The sequence below is a fragment of the Archangium violaceum Cb vi76 genome (genome assembly GCF_000733295.1).
GTDB lineage: Bacteria > Myxococcota > Myxococcia > Myxococcales > Myxococcaceae > Archangium > Archangium violaceum.
Genome location: NZ_JPMI01000277.1, coordinates 44742 through 70745, shown reverse-complemented (window position 1 = coordinate 70745; position 26004 = coordinate 44742). Strand labels below are relative to the sequence as shown.

Sequence of the window (26004 nt, the reverse complement as noted above, 5' to 3'; positions counted from 1 at the left end):
CGGATAGTTGTTGTAGGAAGACCCGTCCGGCAATTCATAGGGCAGGAACGTCCTGGGCGCGATGGTGATGTGCGCGGCCGGATTCCTCGTGAAGAAGTCGTTCGTGTGCAACTCGAACTCCATCACGTGGAATCGCGCCGTTCCAAGAGGGTCTTGCGCATGGATGCTGCCGCGGACCACGCCGCCGTTCCGATGCAACTGGTACTGCGTTGACACGGCGCTACGCTCGAAAGCATGCATGATGCTCGTGACACACGGACCGTTGGCCGGGCAGAGCGTGGTCAGCGGAGGCTGGTAGGGCCAGTGCTCTCCTTGGAACGTGAACTCCGTTTCACCGGGATACGCGGGCTCTCCGGCCTGTGCGCTCGTATGAGCGAACGCCACCAACGCGGCACAAAGCAGCAACCTTGCGGACATGACTTCTCCTGAGTGTCGTTGAGGGTCAAAACGATGCGAGCCTTGGGTCTTCACATCCGAATCCCTGTGAAGGTAGGGCTTGTCGGTGCGGAGGGTTCAGGGTTCACCATTCATGAAGTCTGCCTGCCCGGACAGCTTGCCCACGAGGTGCGTGGTCACATCCATTTTCTTTCTTTTTCTGAAACCGAGGCTGGAGCGGAGGGGCCCGTGTAGGGAGGGGGAGTGGCCGTCTCCAGAGGCAATCTCCAGTCGTTGGCGATACCCTCCGGTGACTCCCTTTGCTCCTGGGAGCAATGACTATGGAGTGCTGTCTGGAGACCCTCGTGACCACTCAACGCGTGAACATCCTGGCGCCAGAAATCCAGGCCAATCCCCATCCCCACTACGCGGCGCTGCGCCGCAATACCCCTGTCGTCCAGGTGGATCCCGCTGGGTTCTGGGCCATCTCCCGGTATGACGACGTGGCCTTTGTCATCAAGAATCCCCAGCTCTTCTCCTCCGAGGGGTTCAAGGCGGCGTGGCAGCCCGCGTGGGTGGGATACAACCCTCTCGCCAACTCGATGCTCGCCCTGGACGGGACGAATCACTCCCGGCTGCGGACGCTGGTGAGCCGGGCCTTCAACGCCAGCGCCACGACCCGGCTGGAGGCGCCCATCCGGAAGGTCGCCCACCGGCTCGTGGACGAGCTGGCCCAGAAGGGCGAGGCGGACTTCGTCTCCATGTTCGCCATGCCGCTGCCGGCGTTCGTCATCGGCGAACTGCTCGGGCTGGACGCCTCGCTCCACCATCGGTTCAAGGCGTGGTCGGACGACTTCGTTGGCGTCACCCCCGAGCCCCAGGGCCCCGAGCACGCCCAGCGCACGCTCGCCTCGATCGCGGACCTCACGCGCTACACCACCGAGGTCATCGAGGCACGCCGCCGCTCGCCCTCGGATGATCTGGTCAGCGACCTGATGCGCGCGGAGGTGGAGGGACAGCACCTGACGGACCGGGAGATCGTCGACTTCCTGGTGCTGCTGCTCGTCGCGGGCCTGGAGACGACGGTGCACCTGCTGGCCAACTCGCTGCTCTTCCTGGCCGAGCGCCCTGACGAGTTGGCACGGCTGCGCGCGGAGCCCACGTTGGTGCCCAGGTTCATCGAGGAGATGCTGCGCTACGACTCTCCCGTCCAATCCGTGCCGCGCATCGCCATGTCCGACGTGACGATTTCCGGAGTGAAGATTCCCAAGGGGGATGTGGTGCTCGCCATCATCGCCTCGGCCAACCGGGACGAGCGCCATTTCACCGAGCCCGATCGCTTCGACCTCCACCGCGGGCAGCCCGGTCTGTCCTTCGGGTATGGCGCCCACTTCTGCATCGGCGCGCAGCTGGCCAGGATGGAGGCCCGCTGCGGCCTGGAAGCACTGCTCTCGCGCTTCAGCGGCTTCGAGCGGACCTCCGCGAGTCTGACCTGGAGCCAGGCCATCACGGTGCGGGGGCCGCACGCACTACCGCTCCGATTCATCCCGGCGTGATGCGCACGCCCTATACCTCGTTGTTGCTCGTGGGCCTGGGCGGGCTCTTCGCGGGCGTCACCGGTCCGCTCCTCAGTGCGTTCGTCCCGCTCCTGGTGCGAGACGCGCTCGGCGAGCAGCGCACCGCCATCGGGGCCGTCATGGCCATCGACAACGTGCTGCTGCTCCTGCTGGTGCCGTGGGCCGGTGCGGCCTCGGACCGTGCCAGCGCCCGCGGTCGGGGCCGTCTGCCCCTCGTGCTCTCCGGGCTCGTGCTGGCTTCGGTGGGCATGGCGCTGTTCCCTTTCTCGGCGAGGTTCGGCCTCGTCGGCCTGGTGGGCGCGATCGTCGTGCTGTACTCCGGCATCAACCTCCAGCGCTCGCCCTTTCAGGCGCTCATGGTCGATCTCGTGCCGTCGCGCTTCCGCTCGCTCGCGAACGGCTCCGTCACGTTCCAGATGTGCGTGGGAGCCATTGTCTTCCTGATGCTCGGCCGGATGCTCGGGATGCGGCTCGCCTTCCTGATCGCGGCGGGCGCCGTGCTGGCCATCGCCGGGGCCTTCGCCCTCGGGCTGCGCGAGCCGGCGGTGTCGGAGTCCTCCGCTGCCGAGGCCACGTTCCGCTCGCTCCTCGAGGCCGCGATGTCCGCCGCGCGGGGGGTGGTGCCGGGCATGCGAGCCATCTTCGTCGCGTCGCTCCTGCTCCAACTGACCTTCCAGACATTCACCACCTGGTATGCGCTTCACGGCACCGAGCGTTTTGGTGTCCGGCCAGAAGACGTGTCCCTCGGCTTCATCGCCTGGGCGGTGGGCGGGGTGATTGGCGCCTTGCCCGCTGGCGTCATCGGTGTGCGCATTGGCCGGCGCAATGCGATGTTGGTTGGATTTGGGCTGATGGCTGTCTGCCTGCTCGCGCTCGACCGCGTCACCCAGGCCTCACAGGCCGTGCCGCTGCTCGCGCTCGCGTCGGCCTGCTGGACGCTCCCGACCGTGAATGCGTATCCGCTGTTCGTCGAGCCGATTCCGCGTCAGCGCCGGGGCGTCCTCGCCGCGCTGTTCCTGCTGTGCATGGCGCTCAGTGGGGCCATGGGCGATCCGCTCAATGGCGGCCTCTTCGACCTCTTCGGGGGATATCGTCCGCTCTTCTGGATGATGACGGGATACACGGCGCTGGCCTTCGTGGCGGTGCTCTTCGTCCCGCGGGGCGCCGGCGAGGCCGGCACTGGCCCGGATTCGGCCCCGCCTTCGGTGCTGTCAGACTGACGCACCGGCCACGAGAGGCTGGGTGAGCGTCGCTTTGGTTTGGGCGGGAAAGGTGTGTTGCCTCTGGATATGCGGAGCAATGGCATGGGAGAGTGGACGGTCTCCCAGACCCAGACACCGCTGGAGTCACCACGCCATGATGAAAATGCTTCGCTTTGCCTCGATGGGGTGGGTGCTGTGTTTCGCCGCACCCGCGCTCGCCGCTCCTTATTGGGGCACCTTCCAGTCGGACGCCTGCACGGGCCTCGGCCAGCGTCAGAAGTCCTCTGTCCTCTGGGGCATCCCCTCGGGAACCTCGTGGGAGACCGCCTGCGCGAATACGGGCGCCACCATTGATGGGCGCTGGTACGCACGGCCGAATCGCTGCGTGCGGACCAGCACCAACATGTGGGGCCAGTTCGACGTGCCCGACACCTCGTGCAATCCCACCTGGAGCACCTTCAAGCAGGATCGGTGCACGGACTCGGGCCGGCGCCAGCACTCGGCGCAGTTGCTGAACATCCCGCCCAATACCTCCTGGGAGAGCGCGTGCCAGGCCACCGGCGCCACCGTGGCTGGCTACACCTTCCTGCGCCCGACCCGCTGCGTGAACAAGGGCACCTCCGGCATGTGGGGCGAGTTCGAGGTGAATGACACCACCTGCAACCCGGTGACGGAGTGCAACTCCGCCCTCCCGGCGGGCACCTTCACCAAGCCCGGGAACAACGGCTCGGTGAGCTGTGAGGCCTTCTGCGCCAACCGTGACGCCAACTGGGGCCAGCGCGGTGCGTGTGTGAGGGGGCTCGTCACCAGCGGCCCTCATGCGGGCAGCTGCCTGGCCTGCACCGACGTCGCCGCCGATCAAGGCGACACCGGCGTCACCTGCACCTGCAAGGCGCCCGCGAAGGGCTACGCGGATCTCCATGCGCACCCGTTCGCCAATCTCGGGTTCGGCGGCCTGGCCTTCTATGGCAAGGCCTACGGTCCCCTCAGCTCCACCCTGCCGTGGTGTGACACCGTCCATGGGCCGGGAGGCACTCGGGACTCCTTCGGCAGCATCATGGCGATGCTCGGTTACGGCACGGGCGGTGCGGGCCATAAGGTGGGCGGCTATCCGCAGTTTGACGGCTGGCCCCGCTGGAACAGCTACACGCACCAGTCCATGTATGAGGATTGGCTCTACCGCTCCGTGCAGGGCGGCCTGCGGCTGCTCGTGATGCTGGCCGTCAACAACCAGGACATCTTCGGCTTCCCCATCTACGCCACCAAGGCGCCGGGCCGCACGGGAGAGGACATGGAGGCGGTGGATCTCCAGATCGCCGAGGCCTACGCCATGCAGAGCTACCTCGACAACAAGGCGGGCGGCGCGGGGCGCGGCTGGTTCCGCATCGTGAAGACTCCCGCGGAGGCCCGTGCCGTCATCGCCCAGGGCAAGCTGGCGGTGGTGCTGGGCGCCGAGGTGGATTACCTCTTCGACTGCCGCCGCGACAGCTCGTGCACGAGCGCGTATGTGGAGGAGCGGCTGAACCATTACCAGGCCATGGGCCTGCGCCATCTCTTCCCCGTCCACTTCAAGCAGAACGCCTTCGCGGGCTCGGCGCTCACCAGCATCACGACCGAGGGAGACTCTCGCGACTGCAAGGCGGAGGGCTATGTCTACAAGCGGGACGTCGCCAGGGATCCCATCTGCGGCGCGCAGGGGCTCACGACGCTGGGCCGCACGCTGGTGCGCGGAATGATGCGCCGCAAGATGCTGATCGACATCGATCACATGTCGAAGCTGGCCTTCGATGACACGATGGGGATGGTGGAGCCCTACGGCTACCCGGTGGTGAGCGGCCACACCACGCTGTTCGATACGGCCCGCGGCAACAAGCGCCACGAGGGCAGCCTCAAGGCGGAGCAGCTCCAGCGCATCCGCAACGTGGGCGGCATGGTGTCGCTCATCCTGGACCAGGGCAATCGCGAAGAGATTCCCACCTGGCGTGGTGCGGGTCAGCCGGTGGTGGATCACCAGTGCGGCAGCACCTCGCAGAGCTGGGCCCAGGCGTACCTCTATCTGACGAAGCAGTTGAACGGGATGCCGGTGGGCTTCGGCTCGGACTTCAACGGCTTCGCGGGCCTGCCGAGCCCCCGCTTTGGCGCCGAGGCGTGCCACGGCGGCAGCACCGCCCCGCAGGTGGCCCGCACGAGCTACCCGCTGAGTGTCGCCGTGGAGAACAGCGTCACGAAGCTGGAGCGCAGCGTGGTGGGCAACAAGGTGTTCGACATCAACGAGGATGGCGTGGCCCACGCGGGCATGATGCCGGACTTCATCTCGGATCTCCGCCGCCAGGGTCTGCGCAGCCAGGATCTGGATCCGCTGATGAACTCGGCCGAGGGCTACCTCCAGGTCTGGGAGCGCGCCGAGGCCATTGGAGCCACCGTGCCCTGAGCGGGTGGAATGCAGCGGGGCCTCATCCACACCGAGGCCCCGCTGCCTGGCCCGCTGAGATCAGATACCTTGCCGGGGGCGGCCGCACCCGGCCGCCTTGGAGCACCCCATGCTTCGCATCCTCGGCAGCGTACTGGTTGTCCTCACCCTGAGCGGCTGTGCGGCGGCGCCTTCTCGCCCATCCGCCATCGCTCCACCCACAGGATCCTCACCCATGAACCTCGGCAACTTTTCCGTCAGCCTCGCCGTCAAGGACATCGCCGTCTCGCGTGCGTTCTACGAGAAGCTCGGCTTTCGTGCCATCGGCGGTGACCAGGCCCAGAACTGGCTCATCATGCAGAACGAGACCAGCACCATCGGCCTCTTCCAAGGCATGTTCGACAAGAACATCCTGACCTTCAACCCCGGCTGGGACCGCAACGCCAATTCACTCGCCGAATTCGAAGACGTCCGCGAGCTCCAGCGGACCCTCCAGGCCCGCGGCATCTCCCTCGTCTCCGCCGCCGACGAGTCCTCCACGGGCCCCGCGAGCCTCATGCTCATCGACCCCGATGGAAACCCCATCCTGATCGATCAGCACGTCCCGAAGCCGAAGCGCTAAGGGAGCAGCGGCTCGCTTGCCCCCTGCACCAGCATTCCAACGGGTGGGGACGGCCGTCCGCCATGGGGGTCGTTTGAGCTGAAATTCTCCAGGTCGCTCAAGCGGAAGAGGCCCGGCGGGCGGGAAGCGTGGACGCGGAGCTCTCGACGGCGAGCCTCCACGGCCGGCACGAGTCCGAGTGCGAGCGCGTCCGGAAGGATGGGAGCCGCTACTGGGCGCATGTCATCACCACGGCCCTGCGGGACTCGGACGGAAGGCTGCGCGGCTTCGCCAAGGTGACGCGTGACGTGACGGACAAGCGGAGGGCGGAGGAGGAGCGGGAGCGGCTTCTGCTGGAGCTCAAGGAGGCCGTCGCGGCCCGGGACGAGTTCCTGTCCATTGCCTCTCACGAGCTCAAGACCCCCTTGACCTCGGTGAAGCTGAACCTGCGCGCCCTGGAACACCGCACGGAAGTGGCTGCCGTGAAGACGGAGGGGGAGGGGAGCCGCAAGCTCGTGCGGATCCACGGGCAGATCGATCGGCTGGCGAAGCTCGTGAACAGCCTGCTGGATGTGTCCCGTATTACGGCGAACCGGCTCGACTTCCATCTTGAGGAGGTGGACCTCGGAGAGGTCCTCCAGGACGTGCTGGGACAGTTCAAGGAGGAGCTCGATCGGGCGGGATGCTCCCTGCACCTGAGGACGGACACGGGCGTCATTGGCAGGTGGGACCGGCTCCGCGTGGATCAGGTCGTCAGCAATCTGCTCTCCAATGCCATCAAGTACGGACCGGGCAGGCCCGTCGAGGTGGACCTGCAGCGGTTGGGGAGAAGCGCGCGTCTCGTCGTCCGGGACCATGGCATCGGCATCTCGGCGCAGGACCAGGAGCGCATCTTCCAGAGGTTCGAGCGGGCGGTGTCGATCCAGCATTACGGGGGCTTCGGCCTCGGGCTCTGGATCAGCCGGCAGATCGTCGACAACCTGGGGGGCTCCATCGCCGTTCACAGCGAACCGGGTCTGGGCTCGACCTTCATCGTCGAGCTCCCCCTGAGTGGGCCCTCAGGGGGATGATCGCGCCTCCTCGTTGGTAGGCGAGAGCCTGCCATGACCCACTGAGCGGGGCCCTCCCCGGGAGATGCGGCCGCGCCTACCAGGAGATAGCCGGGTACTGGCTCGTGGAGATCCGCATGTGCATGCCCAGCTTGAACTCACAGATGTCCTGCTTGCCCACCGTTTCGGTTCCGATCGTGTCCTTGGTCGTCTTCGCCGACGAGTGCTGGATCAGAGAGGGAGGGGAGAGCTGCTGAGAGGTGTGCCAGGGTTGAGGCACCTGTCGGCAGCCCGCCTACCTCTTCGCACCAGACCAGGCCGCGTGGTGCGGCCTGGGCAGGCGTGTACCTCAAGGGGCTGCGCGGCCCGTCCACGCGCCCCGGCGGCGTCCGGACACGGCGCGCGCCAGGACGAGCAGGCCCAGCAGCAGTCCCGCGTCACTTCCGGACGTGGCCCCACACCCACAACCCTGGGCCTGGGTGGTGACGCTCACCGGCGCGGAGGTCGCCGTGTTGCCCGAGCCATCGGTGATGACCGCCGTGAGGGTGTGCTCGCCCGCGGGCAGCTGGGTGCTGTCCCAGACGGTGCTCAACGTGGTGTCCGTGCCCTGGGCGAGCGCCAGCTTGTAGTCGTCCAGGTACTCGCCGTTCCACGAATGGGTTGACGCGGAAGTTCCTGGTGTTCTCGCTGCTCTCCCTGGCGGGGTGTGATTGGGAAACGGTTACGCTCGCGCGACCCCGCCCCTTGGGAGATCACCCGATGACACCGCTCCACCTCGCCGCCGCGAGTCTCGCCCTCTTCCTCAGCCTTGCCGCGTCCGCCCAGACGGCGGCCCCCACCCCGCCGGCGACCGGGAAGAACATGAGTGAGCGGGTTCAGGCCTTCATCAGCCCGTTCACCTGCGGATAGGGCATCGACTCGGCCGTGACCGGGGCCGACAGCCCATCCTTCAGGAAACCGCCCGCGAGCCGCGCCGCATGGGCGTACATGGCCTCGGAGATCGTGCTGCCCGCCGTGATGCGCCGCACTCCCAGCTTCTCCAACTCGGCGGCGGGGGCGAGGGTGGGGCGGGCCATGATGTTCACCGGCAGGCGGGTGCCCTTCACCATGGCGGCGATATCCCCCATGTCGGTCATGCCCGCGGGAAAGATGCCGTCGGCGCCCGCCTCCTCATAGAGGCCGGCGCGGCGGATGCATTCGGCGGCGCGCTGGCCCTCGGGAGCAAGCCCACGCAGATAGACGTCGGTGCGGGCATTGATGAAGATGTCGAGGCCTTCGCGCTTCAGGGCGGCGCGGATCGCCTTGATGCGGGCGACGAGGTTTTCGGGCGGCAGGTCGGCATCCTCGATGTTGAGGCCCGCGACGCCCAGACGCGCGACGGAGGTCACGGCGGAGGCCACTTCCTCCGGCGTGTTGCCGAAGCCGCGCTCCATGTCGAGGGTCAGGGGCACATCGATGGCGCGGGTGAGGGCGCTGGCGGTCTGCAGCAGGCGCTCGAGCGGCAGGGCGTGGCCGTCCTTGTAGCCCCAGGCCCAGGCGACTCCGGCGCTGGTGGTGGCGACGGCCTTGCCGCCCAGGCTCTCGATGAGGCGCGCGCTCCCGGCATCCCAGGCGTTGGCCAGGATCAGGATGCCGGACTGATGCAGGCGGCGGAAGTCGGCGGTCTTGGTCATTGTTTCCTCCCCAGGTGTTCGACTGGCCGCTTCTATCGCACGGGCCGCGGCGCGGTGCTGGCTGTTTTCGGACCTGAACTGCACCGCGAAGCGGGACCGTCCGCGTCTCCCAGTTCACAGAGGCGCTCGCGCTCTTACCGCTGAAGCACCCTCTTCCGCTGGGAGTGCTCTACGCTTCCGAGTGGGGGGACGCTCGGAATGAACATGGGGCAAATCCTCGTGGTGTCTGGCGCGCAGGCGTTTCACGCGGGCTGCACGTTCTCGACGGTGGTTCCGTTCTGCATCGTGTCCTGGCTGCTGTACGTCATCGGAGAGGAGCGCTGCCAGCTGCTGCTCTCGTCATTGGAGGCTTCGCGCGAGAATCACCGGCAGCTCCAGCGGATGCATGCCCGGCTCGTGGCGCAGGAGAAGCTGTCCAGCCTGGGCATGTTGGCGGCGGGCGTGGCGCATGAGATCAACAACCCCATGGCCTTCGTGACCAGCAACGTCCACGCGCTCTCCAGGGATCTGCGGGGGCTGCACCAGCGCCCGGAGGAGTTGCGCGAGTACGTGGAGGAAGTGCTGCCCGCGACGCTCGACGGCATCCGCCGCGTCAATGCCATCGTGGCGGACCTGCGGCGCTTCGCTCGCGATGACCCGGGCAAGCCCGCCCTGTTCGAGCTCAACGCGGAGGTCTGCTCGGCGCTCCGGCTCTCGCAGGGCGAGCTCAAGGGCCACTGCGACGTGCAGGTGGAGCTCGGCGAGCTGCCCCCGCTGGTGGGCCAGGCCCGGCAGATAGGGCAGGTGCTCGTGAACCTCATCGTCAACGCCTCGCAAGCCTTGCCCGAGAAGGGCGGCGTGGTGAAGGTGAGCACCCATGCCGAGCCTGGAGCGGTGCTCGTGCGCGTCTGTCGCCGGAGGAGCCCACCCCCAGGATGCGTCCTCCCCTGGGCGTGCGGAGGAGCTCGCCCGCCTGATGGAGGAGGTCCGTGCCGCGACGCCTCCGCGTGCGCCTTGGCCGCGGGCGCCTGCTTCCCGGCGAATGCGCGAACGGGGCAGGTGGCGTGGTCACCTCAGTGCGGTGCTTCTGCCTCAGCGCGGGCTCCTCGATGTCCGCGAGCACCACGCGCATGCCTTCGCGCAGGCCAATAGCACTGGAGATGGTGACGCAAGCGTGCTCTCCAACAACCTCACAGGCCCCCTCAGTGGGGTGTCACCGAGGTCCTGCCCCTCCATCCGAGACGTGGCGGAGGATGGCGGCCAGGAATCCGAGTGCGGCCAGACTCAGGGCCGAGAACCCCGAGATGGGCCCCACGATCTCTCTGGGGGTGAACGGCACTCCCGCCAACACCTGATTCACCGTCCCCACGGCGACCCCGGGTCCCAGCAGCACGAGGACACCGAGAAGGGAGCAGGCCATGAGGTAGCCCAGGGGAGCACGCCGGAGGAGCAGGCCGCCCGATAGGAACGTGGCCGGCGTGATGATGGCCAGATCCAGGGCCTCGGTCACCATCGTCGTATAGCTGTCGAGCAGCTTGGGAGGCTGGCCCTGGAGCAGCGAGACCAGCAGCGGCCCGAGCCAGACACCGAGGGTCACCAGGCCACAGGCGAACATGAAGAAGGCGAGGCCTCGGCGCGGCAGGTGGGGCGTGAAATGCGAGGGCATGACCTGACGGTCGATGGATGCGAAGGCCAGCATGAACGCGAAGAGGCTGGCCGAGAGGAGGGAGACATAGGAGAGGAAGAGCGGATTGTAGGCCGTCCCGAGCGCCATCGAGGCATGGACATACAGGAAATAGGCGAGTGTCCCCAACAGCAGCAATGCCCCTCGCAGCGAGCCTCGGCGGTAGAGCAGGGCCGAGAGGATGAGCAGAGGGACGCCCAGGACGAGCACCACGGTGGCGACCCCCTTGTTGCCAGCGCCGATGAAGAGGGTGTCATGACGGTACAGTCCCCGCCCGTACATCTGCACGGTGTGCCCCCGGAGCGTCGTGAAGGTGAGCGGGCCCTTTCCCTCCTGCCAGAACAGGCCGAGGCCGGCGGAGACCGAAGCCAACACCACGATCAGCGCCGAGAGCCAGAGGACGGCGCTCGACGTCTTCACGGCCGGGTTCCCTGGATCGGCACGCATTCAGGTCACTCCTCCTTCCGAGCCCAGCCGCGGCTCGCGCGCCGACGCAGAGTACGAGATGCATCGTGGCCAGGGCCTTGTTCGCCTCGCGGGCCCGGTGCCAGAGCGAGTCCTACTTGGCCGCCGCGATGGATTTCCGGAAGAGCGCCAGGCTGTACATGAAGAACCCGAGACCTATCGCACTCACCATCAGGAACTGGCTCCAGACCGCGCTCAGGCCGCCGCCGCGATAGATGATCACCTGCGAGAAGCTGACGAAATGCCGCGCGGGCAGGAGGTAGGTGAGGTACTGCAGCCATTTCGGCTGACTCTCCACCGGTGTGCTCCCGCCCGACAGAAGCATCAGCACGAGGATCACCAGGGTGATCAAGAGCGCGAACTGGGCCATCGACCGCGAGACCGTACCCAGGAAGATCCCGAGCGCCGTCGCGAAGAAGAGATAGAGGACCACCCCAAGGAACCACAGGAGGACCGACCCGGCGAACGGCACCTTCAGCGCCATCCGCACCACCAGGAAGAGCGAGGCCCCGGTCGCGACGAGAATCACGATGCTGTTGGCCCACACCTTCGCCATCGCGATCTCGAATGCGCTCAGCGGCATCACGAGCAGGTGTTCCAGCGTTCCATGTTCGCGTTCGCGGATCACCGCGGCGCCCGTGAGAACGACCGTCAGGAGCGTGATCTGATTGATGATGGCCACCACGCTCTTGAACCACGAGGAGACGCCGTTCGGGTTGAACAGCTTGCGAACGACCAGGTTGATCGGCTTGCTGGGCGAGGCTTCCGTGCGCGCGAGGAAGGACGAGACGCGGTCGTTGATGATGTTCTTGATGTAGCCGGTGCCGATGCCTGCCTGCTGCATGGCGGTCGCGTCGATGTTCACCTGGATGGCGGGATTGCGCCCCGCGCGAAGGTCACGCTCGAAGCGGGGTGGGATCACGACGACGAACATGTACTGGCCCTTGTCCATCGTCCCCTGGACCTGGTCGGCCGAGATATTCTCCGGCAGCTTGAACCGCGGTGGATAGAAGGCGTTGAACAGTTCCTTGGACAAGGCAGAACCGTCCTCGTCCACGAAGGCAATCGATGCGTTGTTGACCTCGCTCGAGGTTCCCGTCGCCTGGACATAGATCGCGAAGCTGAACGCATAGATGACGAAGGCGACCATCACGAGATCGCTCGTCAAGCTGCGGATTTCCTTCAGCCCCAGCCAGAAGATGTTCAGCAGTGCTTTCACAGCTACTTCTCCTGCTTTCTCAGGCCAGCCACACTGATCGCCCAGAAGATTGGAATGCAGCAGGCCAGGAAGGCAATGTCTCCTAGCAAGAGGGAAACACCGAGGCCCTTGGTATAGGCACCCACACTCGTGTGCATGTAGTAGGAGGCCGGCCAGATCGACCCGATGAAGCCGGCGCTTCCCTCGAGCGTCGAGACGGGCTGCAGCAGCCCGGAGAACTGGATCGTCGGCACGATGGTGAGAATGGCCGTCACGAAGACGGCCGCGACCTGGCTGCTCGTGAAGATCGACGTGATCATCCCGAGGCCCGTGGTCGCCGTGACGTACAGCAACGTGCAGAGCGTCAACATCAAGAAACTGCCCTTGATGGGGACACGAAACACGATCAGCGCCAGGAGGGTCAGGATGAGGAAGTTGATCATCCCGATCGCGATATAGGGAAGCTGCTTCCCCAGCAGGTACTCGAACCTCCCGGTCGGGGTGACATAGAAATTGATCATCGAGCCCAGCTCCTTCTCACGCACGATGCTGACCGCCATGAGAATCGCCGGTATCAAGAGCAGCAGCAGCGCCGGAACGCTCGGCACGATGGAGTAGATGCTCTGGAACGTCGGGTTGTACATGTACCGCTCTTGGATGTCCGCCTGGCCTGCCTGGGGTGTGGCCGTCCGCAGTCCACTGGCGGGATCGCTCAGCGCGGTGTTATGCACCCCCTGGACGTACTGCTCGACCGTATCGCCGCGGAAGGTCATGGCACCGTCCACCTGAGCCATGATCTCCGGCCCGACGCCGCGGCGGAAGTCCCTGCCGAAGTTGGGCGGGATCTCCAGGACGACCGAGATGTCATCCGATTGCAGGCGCCTGAAGGCGTCCTCGTCCGAGTACGCCGGCGGGGTCGCGGAAAAGAACCGGCCGGACCCGGCGAATTGCTCGAGATACATCCGGCTATCGGGAGACTGGTCGAGGTCGAGCCATGAATAGCGGATGCGCTCGACATCGGTGGTGATCCCAAATCCGAAGACCAGCATCAACAGCGCCGACCCCAGGAAGGCAAACGTCAATCGAATGGGATCGCGAAGGATCTGCATCGTCTCGTTGCGGGTATACGCGAGCATCCGGCCAATCCGCAGCCGGAGGCCGGACAGCTCCGGCGGCGGTGTGGGCGGGGGCGCCGCCTTCTCCGCCGCTGTTTCCTGGACGGGAGCTCCGCGGCGTGACGCGGCGTCGGCAATCGCATCTTCCATGTAGCCGATGAAGGCCTGCTCCAGGCTGGAGGCGTTCCGTGCTTCGATCAGCTTCTGGGGCGCGTCACAGGCCAGCACCTTTCCCGCGTTCATGAGGGAGATGCGGTCGCAGCGCATCCCTTCATTCATGAAGTGAGTCGTCACGAAGATGGTCACGCCCTGCTTGCGCGAGAGATCGATCAGCAGCTCCCAGAAGCTGTCCCGAGCGACGGGATCGACGCCCGAGGTCGGTTCATCCAGGATCAATATCTGGGGCTCGTGCAGAACGGCGACGGCCAGGGAAAGCCGCTGGCGCAAGCCCATGGGCAGGTCCTCGGCCAACGCATCGAGGTGCGCGCGCAGCCCGAACCTCTCGGTCAACTCATCGATGCGGGCTTTCGCCTTCTCGGGCTCAATGTGATACAGGCGCGCATGCAAGGCGAGGTTCTGGTTGACGCTCAGCTCGCCGTAGAGAGAGAAGGCCTGCGTCATGTACCCGAGGTTTTCGCGCACCTCCATGCTGCCGGCTTCGACCGAGCTGCCGAAGAGCTTCGCGCTCCCCTCGGTGGGCGGCAAGAGCCCGGTCAGCATCTTCATGGTCGTCGACTTCCCGCAGCCGTTGGAGCCGAGGAAGCCGAAGATCTCGCCGCGCTCGATCGCCAGGGTGACATGGTCCACCGCGGTGAAATTGCCAAAGCGCATCGTCAAGCCATTGGCTTCGATGGCGAGCTCGGACGTGCCAGAGACCCGGGGCGGAATCGACAGCTCCGTATGCCCCCGCCGCATCTCTTCCGGAAGCAGGGCGATGAAGCATCGCTCCAGATCCTTCGTGCCCGTCCGCTCCATCAGCTCGGCGGGAGACCCCGTTGCCAGCACGCGCCCGGCGTCCATGGCCACGATCCAGTCCCAGTTCTGCGCCTCGTCCATGTAGGCGGTGGAAATGAGGACGCTCATGCTGGGGCGTCCCGCCCGGATCTCGTCGATGAGCGTCCAGAACTGGCGCCTGGAGAGCGGATCCACACCCGTGGTGGGCTCGTCGAGAATGAGGAGGTCCGGCTCGTGGACCAGCGCGCCGCAGAGCCCCACCTTCTGCTTCATTCCGCCCGAGAGTTTGCCGGCCGGGCGATCGGGAAACGGGTCGAGCCCGGTGGCGGCGAGCAGCTCCTTGATCTTGCTCTGACGCTCCTGGGCCGACAACCCGAACAAACGCGCCATGAAGTCGACGTTGTCGTAGACGCTCAGCTCGAGATAGAGATTCTTTCCAAGGCCCTGAGGCATGTAGGCGACCCTCGGGCCAACGGCGCGCCGATGCCGCACGTCCCGCATGTCCCCATCGAGGACCATGACATTCCCGTCCTGTATCTCCTTGGAGCCGGCGATCAGCGCCATGAGCGTCGACTTGCCGACGCCATCGGAGCCCACGATTCCCGCCATGATGCCGCTGGGGATATCGAGGGAGATTCCGTTGAGCGCCACGACCTTGCCATAGCGGTGGGTCACGTCCTTGACGGAAACAACGGGTTTGCCGCTCGCTCCGGCGGAAGACGCGGATGAGACCATGGATGAGTCTCCGGGCTGCTCAACGGATGGCGCTCACTACCGGGACGCGACGACATTCTGGAGCCAGCCAGGCCAGCGCGCGGAGGAGTCGGTCTTGACATAGCCAACACCTCGAACGCCTGTCTTGACGCTCTCGATGTATTGGCTCGCCAGCTCCTTGGGCACCTGAATCTTGACGCGGAACATCAGCGTCTCGCGCTCGCTGCGCGTCTCGACCTGCTTGGGCGTGAACTGGGCCTCCGGGGACACGAAACTGACGTGCCCGGGAATGGAGCGGTCGGGAGCGTAGTCAAGGGTGATCCGCCCTTCGGCCCCAATCGCCACGCGGGCCGCTTGTTCCGAAGGGAGGAATATCTCCATATAGACGTCCTCCAGATTCACCAACGTCAGCGCCTTTCCGCCGGCGGCGAGGACCTCCCCGGGCTCGGCCAGGCGATAGAGGACTCTTCCGAGCGCGGGGGACTTCAGCGTCGCGTCGTCGATGCGCGTCTGGATCGTCGCCGCGTTCGCCCGGGCTACCTCCACCTGCTGCTTGGAGGTCTGCAGCATCGCTTCGGCTTCCGCGAGGCTGGCCTTGGCCGTCTCCACCTTCGCGTTGCGGACGTCGAACTCCCGCTGCGAGCCAGCGCCTTCCTTGACCAATCGACGGGAACGTTCGAGCTCAATCTCGGCGAGCTCGATCTCGCTCTTCTGCTTGACGATGGAGGCCTCGGAGAACGCCAGTTTTTCCTCGGCGGCCGCGATGCTCTCGTTGGCCTCGGTCAGTTGAGCCTGAAGGGTGGTGGTGTCCAGCCGCACCAGCACCTGTCCGGGTTGCACGACGGCTCCCTCGTCCACCATGATTTCGAGGACCCTCAGCGGTTCCTTGGCGGCCACGTCGACGAGCTTCGCCTCCAGCCGGCCGTTCCCCGAGGCGATCCCCTCTGGCAACGCGGATTGCTTCCCCTTCCAATACCGGAAGCCCAAGAGCGCGGCCACCGCGACCACGGCCACCACCAGGATCCACTTGACACCCTTCTTCGAGAAAATCTTGGACACGTTCGACCCTCTAGTGCTTCGCGGGCTCGGGAGACTTCTTGGTTTCGGGCGCGCTTGGCTGCGTGAGCATCTCGCCCCAGTTGGTCCGTTTCTTCATCTCGTCCAACGTGGGCTCCGTGACGATGGGTTGGTCCTGGCGCGACTCCCAACCTCCGCCCAACGCTTTGTAGAGGGCTATCAAACTGGTAGCGACCGAGGAGCGCGCCTGCGCCAGGTTGTTCTGCTGCTGCAGGAGTGAGCGCTGCGCGTCGAGCACGCGCTGGTAGTCCACCGCGCCTTCCCGGTATTGCACGAGGGAGAGCTGCACCGACTTCTGGGCGGCATTCACGGCACGTTGCTCGAAGACCACGCTCTCCTGCGCGTTGAGGTAGCCGGCCAGGGCGTTCTCCACCTCCTGAGCCGCCTGGAGCACGGCATTGCGGTAGCCCACCAGCAATTGCTGGAAGCGTGCGTCCTCGACGCGCACGGTGTTCTTGATGCGTCCGTAATTGAAGAAGGGCCAACGAATCCGAGGACCCAGGGAGTAGAACAAGCTGTCACCCAGATTGAAGGATGTGCCCGCGCCGCTGGTTGCTTGAAGCCCGATCGTGCCGAACAGGGTAAACGACGGATAGAGGTCCGCCTTGGCGACGCCGACTCGGGCACACTGCGCGGCGGCGAAGAACTCGGCGGCGCGGATATCGGGACGCCGCCGCAGTATCTCCGCGGGCATGCCGACGGCGACAAGCGCGGGAGCCTGCGGAATCTCCTGGGGTCCCGCGAGCAGCTCCTCGACCATGCCCGGCGGCTGTCCCAGCAGGGTGCTCAAGGCATTGCGGGCTTGTTGCAGCCCGGCCTGAAGCTGGGGGATGGTTGCCCGGGTACTTTCCAGGAGGGTGGTGGCCTGGGCCACATCGAGCTCCGAGGTCGCGCCGTTGCGAAAGCGCGATTCGGCGATCTGCAGGCTCTCTTGCTGGACTCTTTCGTTTTCGCGAGCCTGCCCGATGAGCACCTCGAAGGTCCGAATCACGGTATAGGTTCGCGCGACCTCCGCCGTCAGCGAGACGAGTGAGGAGTAGTAGTCAGCGACCGACGCGAGCACGTTGTCGCTTTCCGCTTCCACGCCCCGTCTGTATCTGCCCCAGAAATCCAACTCCCAGACCGCATCGAACCCCAACTCATAATTGACGAAATGGGTGTCGAGACCGGACACATTGGCGGCGTTCTTGCTGATTCCCTGCGCCGTCACGTTGCCGAAGGCCGCCTGCACCTGCGGGTACTGCTGGCCCGTGGCGACCCCCAACCGCGCACGCGCCTCCACGATTCTCAGGCCGGCGACCTGCAAGGGTAGATTCTGCTGGTTGGCGAGCTCGACCAGGCGATCGAGTGCCGGATCGTTGAAAGCCTTCCACCACTGAATGTCGGTGGCCGTCTGGGTGGCGATCCGCGGATCGCCTTTCGCACCCCAGTTCTCGGTCAGTGAGACTTCGGGCCGCGTGAAATCGGGACCCACGGTGGTACACCCGCCGAGCGCCACGACAACGAAAAGCAGTGGCGCCGTGCCAAGGAAAGAGGGGCCCCCTCTGGATTTCGCTCGCCTGGCACCGTCATGACCACGCATACCTGACTCCCCCTGTGGGGGAGAAGAGTGGGCATGTCCACGAGCACGCCCGGCGCCGTCTGCCTTCTCCCCCCGCGGCGACCTTTGCCCGTAACCGCGCGTGCGAGCAAGAACCCGTTTCTCCCGACCCGAGGTTGTGTCCACAACCCGCCACGCTTGACCAGGCAGGTGTCCTGAACCTCCAAATACGCAAAAGCGTTGCAGGCTTCCGTGTCTCCTCGCCCGGCGCGAGGTTCAGCCAGGGACTCAGTCGCCCAGGTTGATTCCCAACGCGCGCGCGGTGAGAACGGTGTCGCTGTCGAGCGGCACGGATCTCATTCGTTCGATGGCCGAAGCCAATGGGATGGTCCTCACCGTGGGAGGATCGAGCACGACCATCACATCGACCTGACCCTCCGCGAGAGTGCGCACCGCCGCGGCGCCGAAGCGCAAGGCGATCAGGCGATCGAAGGTCGTGGGGCCGCCGCCGCGCTGCAAGTGCCCGAGCACCAGGCTGCGCGTCTCCTTGCCCGTCCTTCGCGAGATTTCGTCGGCGACGTACTGGCCAATGCCACCGAGCAGGACCTCACGGCCGGCTTCCTTGGGACCGCGGACCATCAACTGTCCCCCCTTGGGGGTGGCCCCCTCGGCGACCACCACGATGGAGAAGGTGCGGCCGGCGCGCTCGCGCTGCATGACCTTCTCGCAGACCTTCTCGAGCTCGAACGGGATCTCCGGCATGAGGATGACATCGGCGGTCCCGGCGACGCCCGAGGCCAGCGCGATCCAGCCCGCGTACCGGCCCATCACCTCGACGACCATCACCCGCTCGTGTGCCTCCGCGGTGGAGTGCACCTTGTCGATGGCATCGGTCGCCGTGCTCACCGCGGTGTCGAAACCGAACGTCGTCACCGTGCCCGAGAGGTCGTTGTCGATCGTCTTCGGCACCCCGACGATGGGAATGCCCTTCTGGATGAACTTCTGCGCGAGGCGCATCGAGCCGTCACCCCCAATGCAGATGAGGGCGTCGAGTTGCTTCGCACGAAAGTTCTCGACCACCTTATCGGAGATGTCGGTGAGCCGGACGCCCTCGGGCGTCTGGATGGGGTACTCGAAGGGGTTGCCCTTGTTGGCGGTGCCCAGGATGGTGCCACCGAGGTGCGTGATACCGCGCACGGTGTCGCGGGTCAGTGGGATGAGTTCCCGGGTGTCGAGGAGGCCGCGGTAGCCGTGGCGGATGCCGTAGACCTCCCAGCCACGTTCGATCGCCGCCAGGGTGGCCGCCCGGATGACGGCGTTGAGACCCGGCGCGTCGCCGCCGCCGGTATTGATTGCGATTCGCTTGATCTTCTTGGGGTCAAGCATGACCGTGGCTCCCCTTCATGTCAGCCGCTGTTCACGTTGGCCATCGTCCCCACCTCGAACAAGGAAAGGGCCTGCCGGCGCTAGAGGGCAAGGCGGGCCGCCAGCGCTGCCGCGCCGAGCAGTCCGGCGTCGCTGTTGAGCACGACCTTCACCGGTGTCGCCTCGAGCAGGGGGCTGAGCCGGCCCTTGGCGACAAAAGAGGAACGGAAGGTCCCGTCGAGGAGCTTGGGCAGGATCTTCGGGGCGATGCCTCCCGCGATGAAGACCCCTCCGCGGGCCACGACCTTGAGCGCGAGATTCCCCGCTTCCGCGCCGTAGATGGAGACGAACAGCGAGAGCGCCTGAGCGCAGAGCGGATCGTCGCCGGCGAGCCCGTGGCGGGAGATGATCGGGGCGGCGTCGCCGGACGCGCCGGCAATCTCCTCGCGCACCACGGGGGACTCGGCCCCGGGAGCGCGGCCCCGCATGAACTCGTAGAGCGCCACCAGCCCGCGCCCGCAGACGACCCGCTCATAGGAGACGCGCGCGTGGCTCTTCAACAGGAACCTCAACAGCTCGATCTCCAACTCGTTTCGCGGCGCGAAGTCCGCGTGGCCGCCTTCGGAGGCGAGCACCTCGTAGCCGTTCCCCGTGTGGACGACGATCGCCTCTCCGAGTCCGGTCCCGGCGCCGATCAACGCCCACGGCCCCTTGGGATCCGACGGTGAGTCGTTCAGGACGGCGAGCGCGGATGCGGGCAGAACGGTGATCCCAATGGCCAGGGCATGGAAATCATTGACCAGGGTGACGCGCGGTATCCCGAGGGTGCGCTCGAGGCTCCTCGCCTCGACGACCCAGCGCAGGTTGGTGGTCCGGCAGCTGTCCTCGCTCACCGGGCCGGCGATGCCAAAGCATGCTCGCGAGATCTCCTTGCCCCGCTGGCCCACGAAATCGCTCACCAATGCCTCGAGGCTCGCGTACGCGGCGCTCGGATAGACGCGCCGCTCGATGATGACCCCACCTTGCGCCAAGGCAAGCGCGGTCTTCGTTCCGCCTACATCTCCGGCAAGTACCAGCATGCGGCGTGACTCCCTCTCAGACTCCGCCGTCGAAAACGAAGCACACCTTGGCGGCCTCGCCCTGGTCGGCCATCTTGTAGCCACGTGCCGCCTCGCTCAGCGGCAAGCGGGTGGTGCAGATCTTCTCCGGATGCAGCCCCCATCGGTCGAGGCGATCCAGGAGATCGCTCATGTGCTTGAGCGAGGTCACCCAGGAGCCGAACAACGTGATCTGCGGATGAATCAGCAAGGGCGAGACATCGAACTCGATCTTGCCGCCTTCACCGACGAACGCGCATCGTCCCCACTGCCGGGTGGCTTGCAGGGCCAGCAGCCGCCCCCCCGCCGTCCCCGAGCAATCGATGCTGGCCTCGCAACCCCGGCCGCGTGTGAGGTCCTTGATCCGGGCCAGCGTTCTGTCATCCACTTCCAGGGCCTCGTCGACCAGGCCAAGGTCCAGGGCCAGCTTTCGCCGCACCGCCGACATCTCCGTTCCGATGACCTTGTTGGCGCCCAATGCCTTTCCCAGCATCGCGACGCCCATGCCAACCGGCCCCAGGCCCGTCACCAGCAGGGCGTCCCCACCGTTGACGCCAATGCGCGTCAGGGACTCCCATGCGGTACCGACACCGCAAGCGCACATGGCGCCGTCAACGTATGACAGACTCGCGGGCAGCGGGATGCAGTCGCGCTCGTCCGCCAGCATCCACGGCGCATGGCCTCCATGCCTTTGCCAGCCATACGCCGCCCGCACCGGGCTGGTGCAACTGATTTGATAGCCGTGGCGGCAGTCGTCGCAGACCCCACAGCCGCTGATATGGTAGACGGACACGCGATCGCCGACCTTCAGCGCCTGACAACCCGGTCCCACCGCGGCGATCTGCCCGCACGGCTCGTGTCCCGCGATCATCCCGGGGATGTAACGCTCGGCCCCTTCTCCGATGTGAGCCCGATAGATGGCGCGGATGTCGCTTCCGCAGATGGCCGAGGCCATGATCTTGACCAGCACCTGGCCGTGCTGCGGCTGGGGGACGGGGAACTCCTTGAACTCCACCGTCCTGTTGCCGGGCAGGATCACGCCCCGCATCACCTCTTCTCGTTGCCTGGCGGCTGCTTGTGCCATCGCTCGTGCCTCCCCATCGTCACGGAGCTTCCAGCCCCGGAGCGGAGTCCCGCTCGCCGGTGTTGATGAACTCGAGGCGGTAGTTCGCCCGCGGGTCGCTCTTCGAGGGACCCGAGACGAGCATGACCAGGGGTCCTGGGACTTGCTGCCGGCGGACCCAGTCCACCGAAAACCTTCGCCAGTCCGCCGGCTCGTCCGGCTGCAGGATGGCCAGCACTCCATACGAGAATGCCAGGCCACGGCAGACCTCCGGGTCGCTGCTCGCCGCGACCACCCACACCGCTGGCTTGAACCGGGAGATCATCCGGGCGGTCGTCCCACTCTGCGTCGGCACCACCACCGCCGCGCATGGGGCGGTCTCCAGCGCGTCTTCCACGACCGACGCAATGGCCTCCGCCGCCGTCGTCGCCTTGTACTCGGGGGAGAGGTGGACGAGCCGGCTGGCCGGGCGCTTCGCCTCGGTCGCGGTCGCGATGCTCGCGAGCATCGCGACGGCCTCCACCGGATAGAGGCCCATGGCCGACTCGGCGGACAGCATGACGCAGTCGGTGCCGTCGAGGATCGCATTGGCCACATCCGTGGCCTCCGCGCGCGTCGGGAGGCGGCTGGACACCATGGACTCGAGCATCTGCGTGGCGGTGATGACCGGCTTGCCCGCGAGGTTCGCCAGGGAGATCAACCGCTTCTGGATCAAGGTAACCTCCTGGATCGGCACCTCGACGCCCAGGTCTCCGCGCGCCACCATGATTCCGTCAGCGGCGTCCAGGATCTCCTCGATGTGCTTGAGGGCGCCGGCGCGCTCGATCTTCGCGATGATGAAGGGCTGCTTCCCCCGCGCGGCGGCCGCCTCGCGCACGACCCCGATGTCCGCCGCCGTCTCCACGAAGGATTGGCTGACGGCGTCCACCCCGTGCTCCAGGGCGAAGTTGAGGCAGGCGCGATCCCGATCGGTGAAGGCGCTGATTCCCAGGCGGATTCCCGGAAGGTTCAGCCCCTTGCGGGAACGGAGCTCGCCGCCCACCGCCACCACGCACTCCACATCGTTGCCCTTCACGCGCTCGACGACGAGCTGGACCAGTCCATCGTTCAGGAACAGGCGGTCACCGGGTTTGACCACCTTCGGCAGCGCCTCGAAGCTCATCGAGACGCGTCTCGCGTTGCCGGTGATCTGCTCCGTGGTCAGGGTGAAGCGGTCGTTCGCCAGGAGATTGATCGGCTCCGGATCGATCTTGCCGAGCCGCATCTTGGGCCCGGGCAGGTCCGCCATGATGGTGACCGGGCGCCCCACGGCCTTCTCCGCCGCCCGGAGGCGGGCAATCGTCGCGGCGTGTGTCGTGAACTCGCCGTGTGAGAAGTTCAGCCGTGCGATGTTCAACCCGGCGGCGATCATCCGCTCGAGCACCTCGGGCTTGTCGGAAGCCGGCCCGATCGTCGCGACGATCTTGGTCTTCTGGTCAGGCAGTGACATGGAGCCTCCGTATCGAATCGAACAGGGTTTCCCGAGACTCGGTTCCGCTACTGGATGGTGGGACCTTCGGACAGCGCGGAGCTGGAGAAGAGGGGAGCGCCCTCGGTCAGCACGGAACCGTCGACGAAGGGACGGCCCTCGGCCAGCGCCTCGAGGTTCGCCACCGTCGTCCGGGCGATGTCGTTCAGTGCCTCCTGGGTCAGGAACGCCTGGTGGGCGGTGGCCAGGACCTTGGGGAACGTCAGGAGCCGCGCCAGCGTATCGTCCTGGAGCACCTCGCCGGACAGGTCCTCGAAGAAGATGCCTTCCTCCTCCTCGTAGACGTCCAGCGCCACGCCGCCCAGCTTGTCTTCCTTCAATGCGGCGATCAGCGCGGTGGTATCGACCAGTCCGCCACGGCTCACGTTGATCAGGATGACCCCCGGCTTCATCAGCGCCAGGGTCTCACCGCGGATGATGTGCCGCGTCTCGGGCGTCAGTGGAATGTGGAGGGAGATGACATCACTCTCGCGCGCGAGGGTTCTGGCGTCGACGTACTCCACACCCATCTGCCGCGCCCACTCCTCCGCGGGGTACGCGTCGAAGGCCAGGATGCGCATGCCGAAGCCGCGCAGGATCTGGGCGGTGATGCGGCCGATCTTGCCGGTGCCGAATATCCCGGCGGTCTTGCCGTGCAGGTCGGTGCCCACCAGGCCGTTCAGCGAGAAGTTCTGCTCGCGGACACGGTTGAATGCGCGGTGGATCTTCCGATTGAGCGTCAGCAGCAGGGCCACCGCGTGCTCGGCCACGGCGTAGGGGGAGTACACGGGCACGCGAGTGACGGTGATGCCCGCCTCCCGTGCGGCGTGGAGATCCACGTTGTTATGCCCCGTACAACGAAGGGCGAGCAGCTTCACGCCCAGCTCGCCGAGCGTTCGCAGGCACGGCCGATCCACCGCGTCGTTCACGAAGACGCAGACGGCCTGTGCCCCGCTCGCGGTCCGCGCGGTCTCGGCGCTGAGCCGGAAATCCCAGAACTGCCACTGGAGGATGTCCCGAGGAGCCGCCGCGAGCAGGTGTGTCTGGTCGTAAGGCTTTGTGTCATAGACGGCGGTGAGCATATTCATGCCTCCTAACCGATGAGATAGAGCACCAGCACGAGCGCGATCAGGATCTGCAGGGCCACCGTCCAGGCCGTGACTTCTCCGAGCGGGAGGAGAAATCCCTCCCCGGTCTGCTCGCGCTCGAGCTGCACCCTCATCTTCCGGCCCTTCTTCAATGCGGACCACATCAGTGCGTAACCCAGGAAGACGAAGGCGGAAGAGAGGGTGAGCACCACCCAGCGGGGCCACCCCTTGATGAGCAGTTCGGTGACGAGCGCGCCGCCACCCGAGATTGCCGCGCCTGTCCTCACCATCGAGAGCAGGGTCCGCGTCGCCGCCATGTGTGTGTTTTCGAGCGTGAACCGGGAGGGCTTGTCACTCGAAGGCGGAGAGGAGGTGTTCATGCGAGACCCGCTCGATTTTCGGGCCTACGCATACATCGTGGGTTTGCGCTCGTCTTCGAGATGGTAGGCGCTGTTCACGAGCGCCAGGTGGCTGAAGGCCTGAGGGAAGTTGCCGATCTGCCGGCGCGCCCCGGGCAGGTACTCTTCCGCGAGCAGCCCCACGTCGTTGCAGAGTCCCGACAGCTTGTCGAAGAGACGCCGCGCGTCCTCGTTCCGCCCCATGAGGTAGTAGGTATTCACCAGCCAGAAGGAGCAGGCGAGGAAGGCCCCCTCCTCTCCGACGAGACCGTCGACACTCTCCTCCGTCCGGTAGCGCAGCACCAGCCCCTCCGGCATCAATTCCTCCTCGATGGCCCGCACCGTTCCAGCGACACGGGGATCATCCGCCGGGAGGAACCCGGAGAGCGGGATGACGAGCAGGCTCGCGTCCACTCCCTCGGAGCCGTAGTATTGCGTGAACGTGTTGCGTTTGGCGTCGTAACCCTTGCTACACACCTCATCGAAGATGGTCTGCCGCAGCTCCACCCAGGGCGCTTTGTCTTCCTTCAAGCCGTACTCATCGATCGCACGCACCCACCGATCGATGGCGATCCACGCCGCCACCTTGGACGCGGTGAATGAATGCTTTGGCCCCCGCATCTCCCAGATGCCATGGTCTGGTTCCATCCAAACCTTGGAAGCCTGGGTCGCGATGGCCTTGAGGACCTTCTGGCCGCGTTCGGGCAACGTGCCCAGCAGCTGCGCGTAGAGGTAGAGGACCCAGGCGAACTCGCCCAGGACATCGAGCTGGAATTGTGAATAGGCACCGTTCCCGATCCGCACGGGCCGAGCTCCTTCATAGCCTCGCAGCCAGCCCAGCTCGACCTCGGTGAGGCGCCGCTCGCCCCGGATGCCGTACATGATCTGCATCTGGCCCTGCGCGCCTCCGATGGCGTTCACCAACCAATCGCCGAACGCCTTCGCCTCCTCCTTGAGGCCGGCTCGCATGAACGCGTTCAAGGTCAAGGCCGCGTCACGGATCCAGCAGAACCGGTAGTCCCAGTTGCGCTCTCCGCCCGGGGTCTCCGGAAGCCCGAACGTAGGAGCGGCGACGATCGCCCCCGTGGAGTGGAAGGTGCATGCCTTGAGGGTGAGCAGCGAGCGGATGACCACGTCCTCATGTTCCCTGGGCGGGCGGATCCGCGCGGACCACTCCTCCCAATAGGACTCCGTCTCGCGCAAGGCCGCCTCCGGGTCGAGCGGCTCCGGGATGCCCTCGTAGGGCCGTGCCCAGGAGAGCACGAAGGGAATCCGCTGGCCTGCCTGAACGGTGAACTCCGAGTCGAACGGGGGTGGCGCTTCGCCGGTGCCGCCGCGCAGATAGACCGCGTCCGGACCGGCCACGGCGGCGAAGCTCCCGTCCCGCCTGCTCACCAGGGGAACGGTGTAGCCATTGGCGAATCGAGGGCGCAGCTCCGAGCGCATCGTCACCTTGCCCCGGACCCCCTCCACCCACCGCACCAGGTGGGGGACTCCCTTCCGCAGGGGCATGAAGTCCACGAGCCGTACCACGCCCTCGTCCGTCACGAACTCCGTTTCCAGGATGAGGGTCTTGCCGCGGTAGCGTCGCCGCACGTCGCGTACGGCCACCTTCGGAGCAATCTTCCACCGCCCGTTGTCGGGTGTTCCCAGCAGCGACACGAAGCACGCATCTGAGTCGAAGTCCGGCAGGCAGAGAAAGTTGACGGACCCATCTCGAGCAATGAGCGCGGCCGTATACAGATCTCCGATGAGCGCATGATCTTCGATGAGGGCGGCAGGCTCTGGCCGGATATCGCTTCCCCATCCGGTCCGATGCATTTCCCCGCCTTGCGTCGTCTCTATCGTAGACATATCCTCGCCCTCCAGAGCC

At 66.1% G+C, this 26004-nt stretch carries 21 protein-coding genes; 6 read left to right on the top strand and 15 right to left on the bottom strand.

Translation table 11 applies throughout. The annotated features are described in order from the left end of the window. The first annotated feature begins 740 nt into the window (after window positions 1-740). The 5 genes from Q664_RS38415 (at window position 741) to Q664_RS38395 (ending at window position 7235) form a co-directional block, all read left to right on the top strand. Window positions 741-1931 (top strand): cytochrome P450, encoded by a 1191-nt coding sequence (locus Q664_RS38415; protein WP_043407924.1) that lies wholly within the window; start codon window positions 741-743, stop codon window positions 1929-1931. Next, window positions 1931-3172, top strand: coding sequence for an MFS transporter (locus tag Q664_RS38410; RefSeq protein ID WP_043407728.1), 1242 nt, complete (start codon window positions 1931-1933; stop codon window positions 3170-3172). The genes Q664_RS38415 and Q664_RS38410 overlap by 1 nt, the downstream gene beginning before the upstream one ends. 136 nt (window positions 3173-3308) lie before the next feature. Further along, the gene (locus tag Q664_RS38405; RefSeq protein WP_043407725.1) at window positions 3309-5585 is read left to right on the top strand and encodes a membrane dipeptidase; all 2277 of its coding nucleotides are present in this window, start codon (window positions 3309-3311) and stop codon (window positions 5583-5585) included. A 214-nt stretch (window positions 5586-5799) separates the two neighbouring features. Then, window positions 5800-6186 carry a VOC family protein gene (locus Q664_RS38400; protein ID WP_043407722.1) on the top strand — a complete coding sequence of 129 codons (387 nt, stop codon included), beginning with the start codon at window positions 5800-5802 and terminating at the stop codon, window positions 6184-6186. Window positions 6187-6314: 128 nt separating this feature from the next. Further along, the gene (locus Q664_RS38395) at window positions 6315-7235 is read left to right on the top strand and encodes a sensor histidine kinase (RefSeq protein WP_052519186.1); all 921 of its coding nucleotides are present in this window, start codon (window positions 6315-6317) and stop codon (window positions 7233-7235) included. A 76-nt stretch (window positions 7236-7311) separates the two neighbouring features. Here the strand turns inward: Q664_RS38395 and Q664_RS38390 are convergent, their stop codons facing one another. The 3 genes from Q664_RS38390 to Q664_RS38385 all read right to left on the bottom strand — a co-directional run bounded on the left by Q664_RS38390 (window position 7312) and on the right by Q664_RS38385 (window position 8887). Further along, complete coding sequence (locus Q664_RS38390) at window positions 7312-7494, bottom strand: hypothetical protein (protein WP_043407719.1); 183 nt, start codon at window positions 7492-7494, stop codon at window positions 7312-7314. Between the two features lie 69 nt (window positions 7495-7563). Further along, the gene (locus Q664_RS58400; protein ID WP_152622584.1) at window positions 7564-7806 is read right to left on the bottom strand and encodes an MYXO-CTERM sorting domain-containing protein; all 243 of its coding nucleotides are present in this window, start codon (window positions 7804-7806) and stop codon (window positions 7564-7566) included. A 283-nt stretch (window positions 7807-8089) separates the two neighbouring features. Continuing rightward, a complete protein-coding gene (locus Q664_RS38385; protein WP_043407716.1) occupies window positions 8090-8887 on the bottom strand; it encodes an isocitrate lyase/PEP mutase family protein in 798 nt (265 codons plus the stop codon). A 198-nt stretch (window positions 8888-9085) separates the two neighbouring features. On the opposite strand from Q664_RS38385, the gene Q664_RS53200 reads away from it, so the two are divergent. Further along, complete coding sequence (locus Q664_RS53200) at window positions 9086-10018, top strand: sensor histidine kinase (protein WP_052519185.1); 933 nt, start codon at window positions 9086-9088, stop codon at window positions 10016-10018. 61 nt (window positions 10019-10079) lie between these two features. Here the strand turns inward: Q664_RS53200 and Q664_RS38375 are convergent, their stop codons facing one another. The 12 genes from Q664_RS38375 to Q664_RS38320 all read right to left on the bottom strand — a co-directional run bounded on the left by Q664_RS38375 (window position 10080) and on the right by Q664_RS38320 (window position 25952). After that, complete coding sequence (locus Q664_RS38375; RefSeq protein WP_052519184.1) at window positions 10080-10997, bottom strand: hypothetical protein; 918 nt, start codon at window positions 10995-10997, stop codon at window positions 10080-10082. Window positions 10998-11109: 112 nt separating this feature from the next. After that, the gene (locus tag Q664_RS38370) at window positions 11110-12234 is read right to left on the bottom strand and encodes an ABC transporter permease (RefSeq protein ID WP_043407713.1); all 1125 of its coding nucleotides are present in this window, start codon (window positions 12232-12234) and stop codon (window positions 11110-11112) included. Between the two features lie 2 nt (window positions 12235-12236). Next, complete coding sequence (rbbA, locus tag Q664_RS38365) at window positions 12237-15017, bottom strand: ribosome-associated ATPase/putative transporter RbbA (protein WP_043407710.1); 2781 nt, start codon at window positions 15015-15017, stop codon at window positions 12237-12239. Between the two features lie 36 nt (window positions 15018-15053). Next, window positions 15054-16055 (bottom strand): HlyD family secretion protein, encoded by a 1002-nt coding sequence (locus tag Q664_RS38360; RefSeq protein ID WP_235217046.1) that lies wholly within the window; start codon window positions 16053-16055, stop codon window positions 15054-15056. Window positions 16056-16065: 10 nt separating this feature from the next. Continuing rightward, the gene (locus tag Q664_RS38355; RefSeq protein WP_043407707.1) at window positions 16066-17655 is read right to left on the bottom strand and encodes an efflux transporter outer membrane subunit; all 1590 of its coding nucleotides are present in this window, start codon (window positions 17653-17655) and stop codon (window positions 16066-16068) included. Between the two features lie 246 nt (window positions 17656-17901). Continuing rightward, a complete protein-coding gene (locus Q664_RS38350) occupies window positions 17902-18999 on the bottom strand; it encodes a 6-phosphofructokinase (RefSeq protein WP_043407704.1) in 1098 nt (365 codons plus the stop codon). An 80-nt stretch (window positions 19000-19079) separates the two neighbouring features. Next, the gene (locus tag Q664_RS38345; RefSeq protein ID WP_043407701.1) at window positions 19080-20057 is read right to left on the bottom strand and encodes a glucokinase; all 978 of its coding nucleotides are present in this window, start codon (window positions 20055-20057) and stop codon (window positions 19080-19082) included. A 16-nt stretch (window positions 20058-20073) separates the two neighbouring features. Next, the gene (locus tag Q664_RS38340; protein ID WP_200883824.1) at window positions 20074-21159 is read right to left on the bottom strand and encodes a zinc-dependent alcohol dehydrogenase family protein; all 1086 of its coding nucleotides are present in this window, start codon (window positions 21157-21159) and stop codon (window positions 20074-20076) included. A 19-nt stretch (window positions 21160-21178) separates the two neighbouring features. Continuing rightward, window positions 21179-22627, bottom strand: coding sequence for a pyruvate kinase (pyk, locus tag Q664_RS38335; RefSeq protein WP_043407695.1), 1449 nt, complete (start codon window positions 22625-22627; stop codon window positions 21179-21181). A 47-nt stretch (window positions 22628-22674) separates the two neighbouring features. Beyond that, window positions 22675-23733, bottom strand: a complete 1059-nt coding sequence (locus Q664_RS38330) for a 2-hydroxyacid dehydrogenase (RefSeq protein WP_063934841.1) — start codon at window positions 23731-23733, stop codon at window positions 22675-22677. Window positions 23734-23738: 5 nt separating this feature from the next. Continuing rightward, window positions 23739-24050 (bottom strand): DUF202 domain-containing protein, encoded by a 312-nt coding sequence (locus Q664_RS38325; protein ID WP_152622583.1) that lies wholly within the window; start codon window positions 24048-24050, stop codon window positions 23739-23741. A gap of 87 nt (window positions 24051-24137) precedes the next feature. After that, window positions 24138-25952: a glycoside hydrolase family 15 protein gene (locus Q664_RS38320; protein WP_052519183.1), complete on the bottom strand. Its 1815-nt coding sequence runs from the start codon at window positions 25950-25952 to the stop codon at window positions 24138-24140. Window positions 25953-26004: the final 52 nt, after the last annotated feature.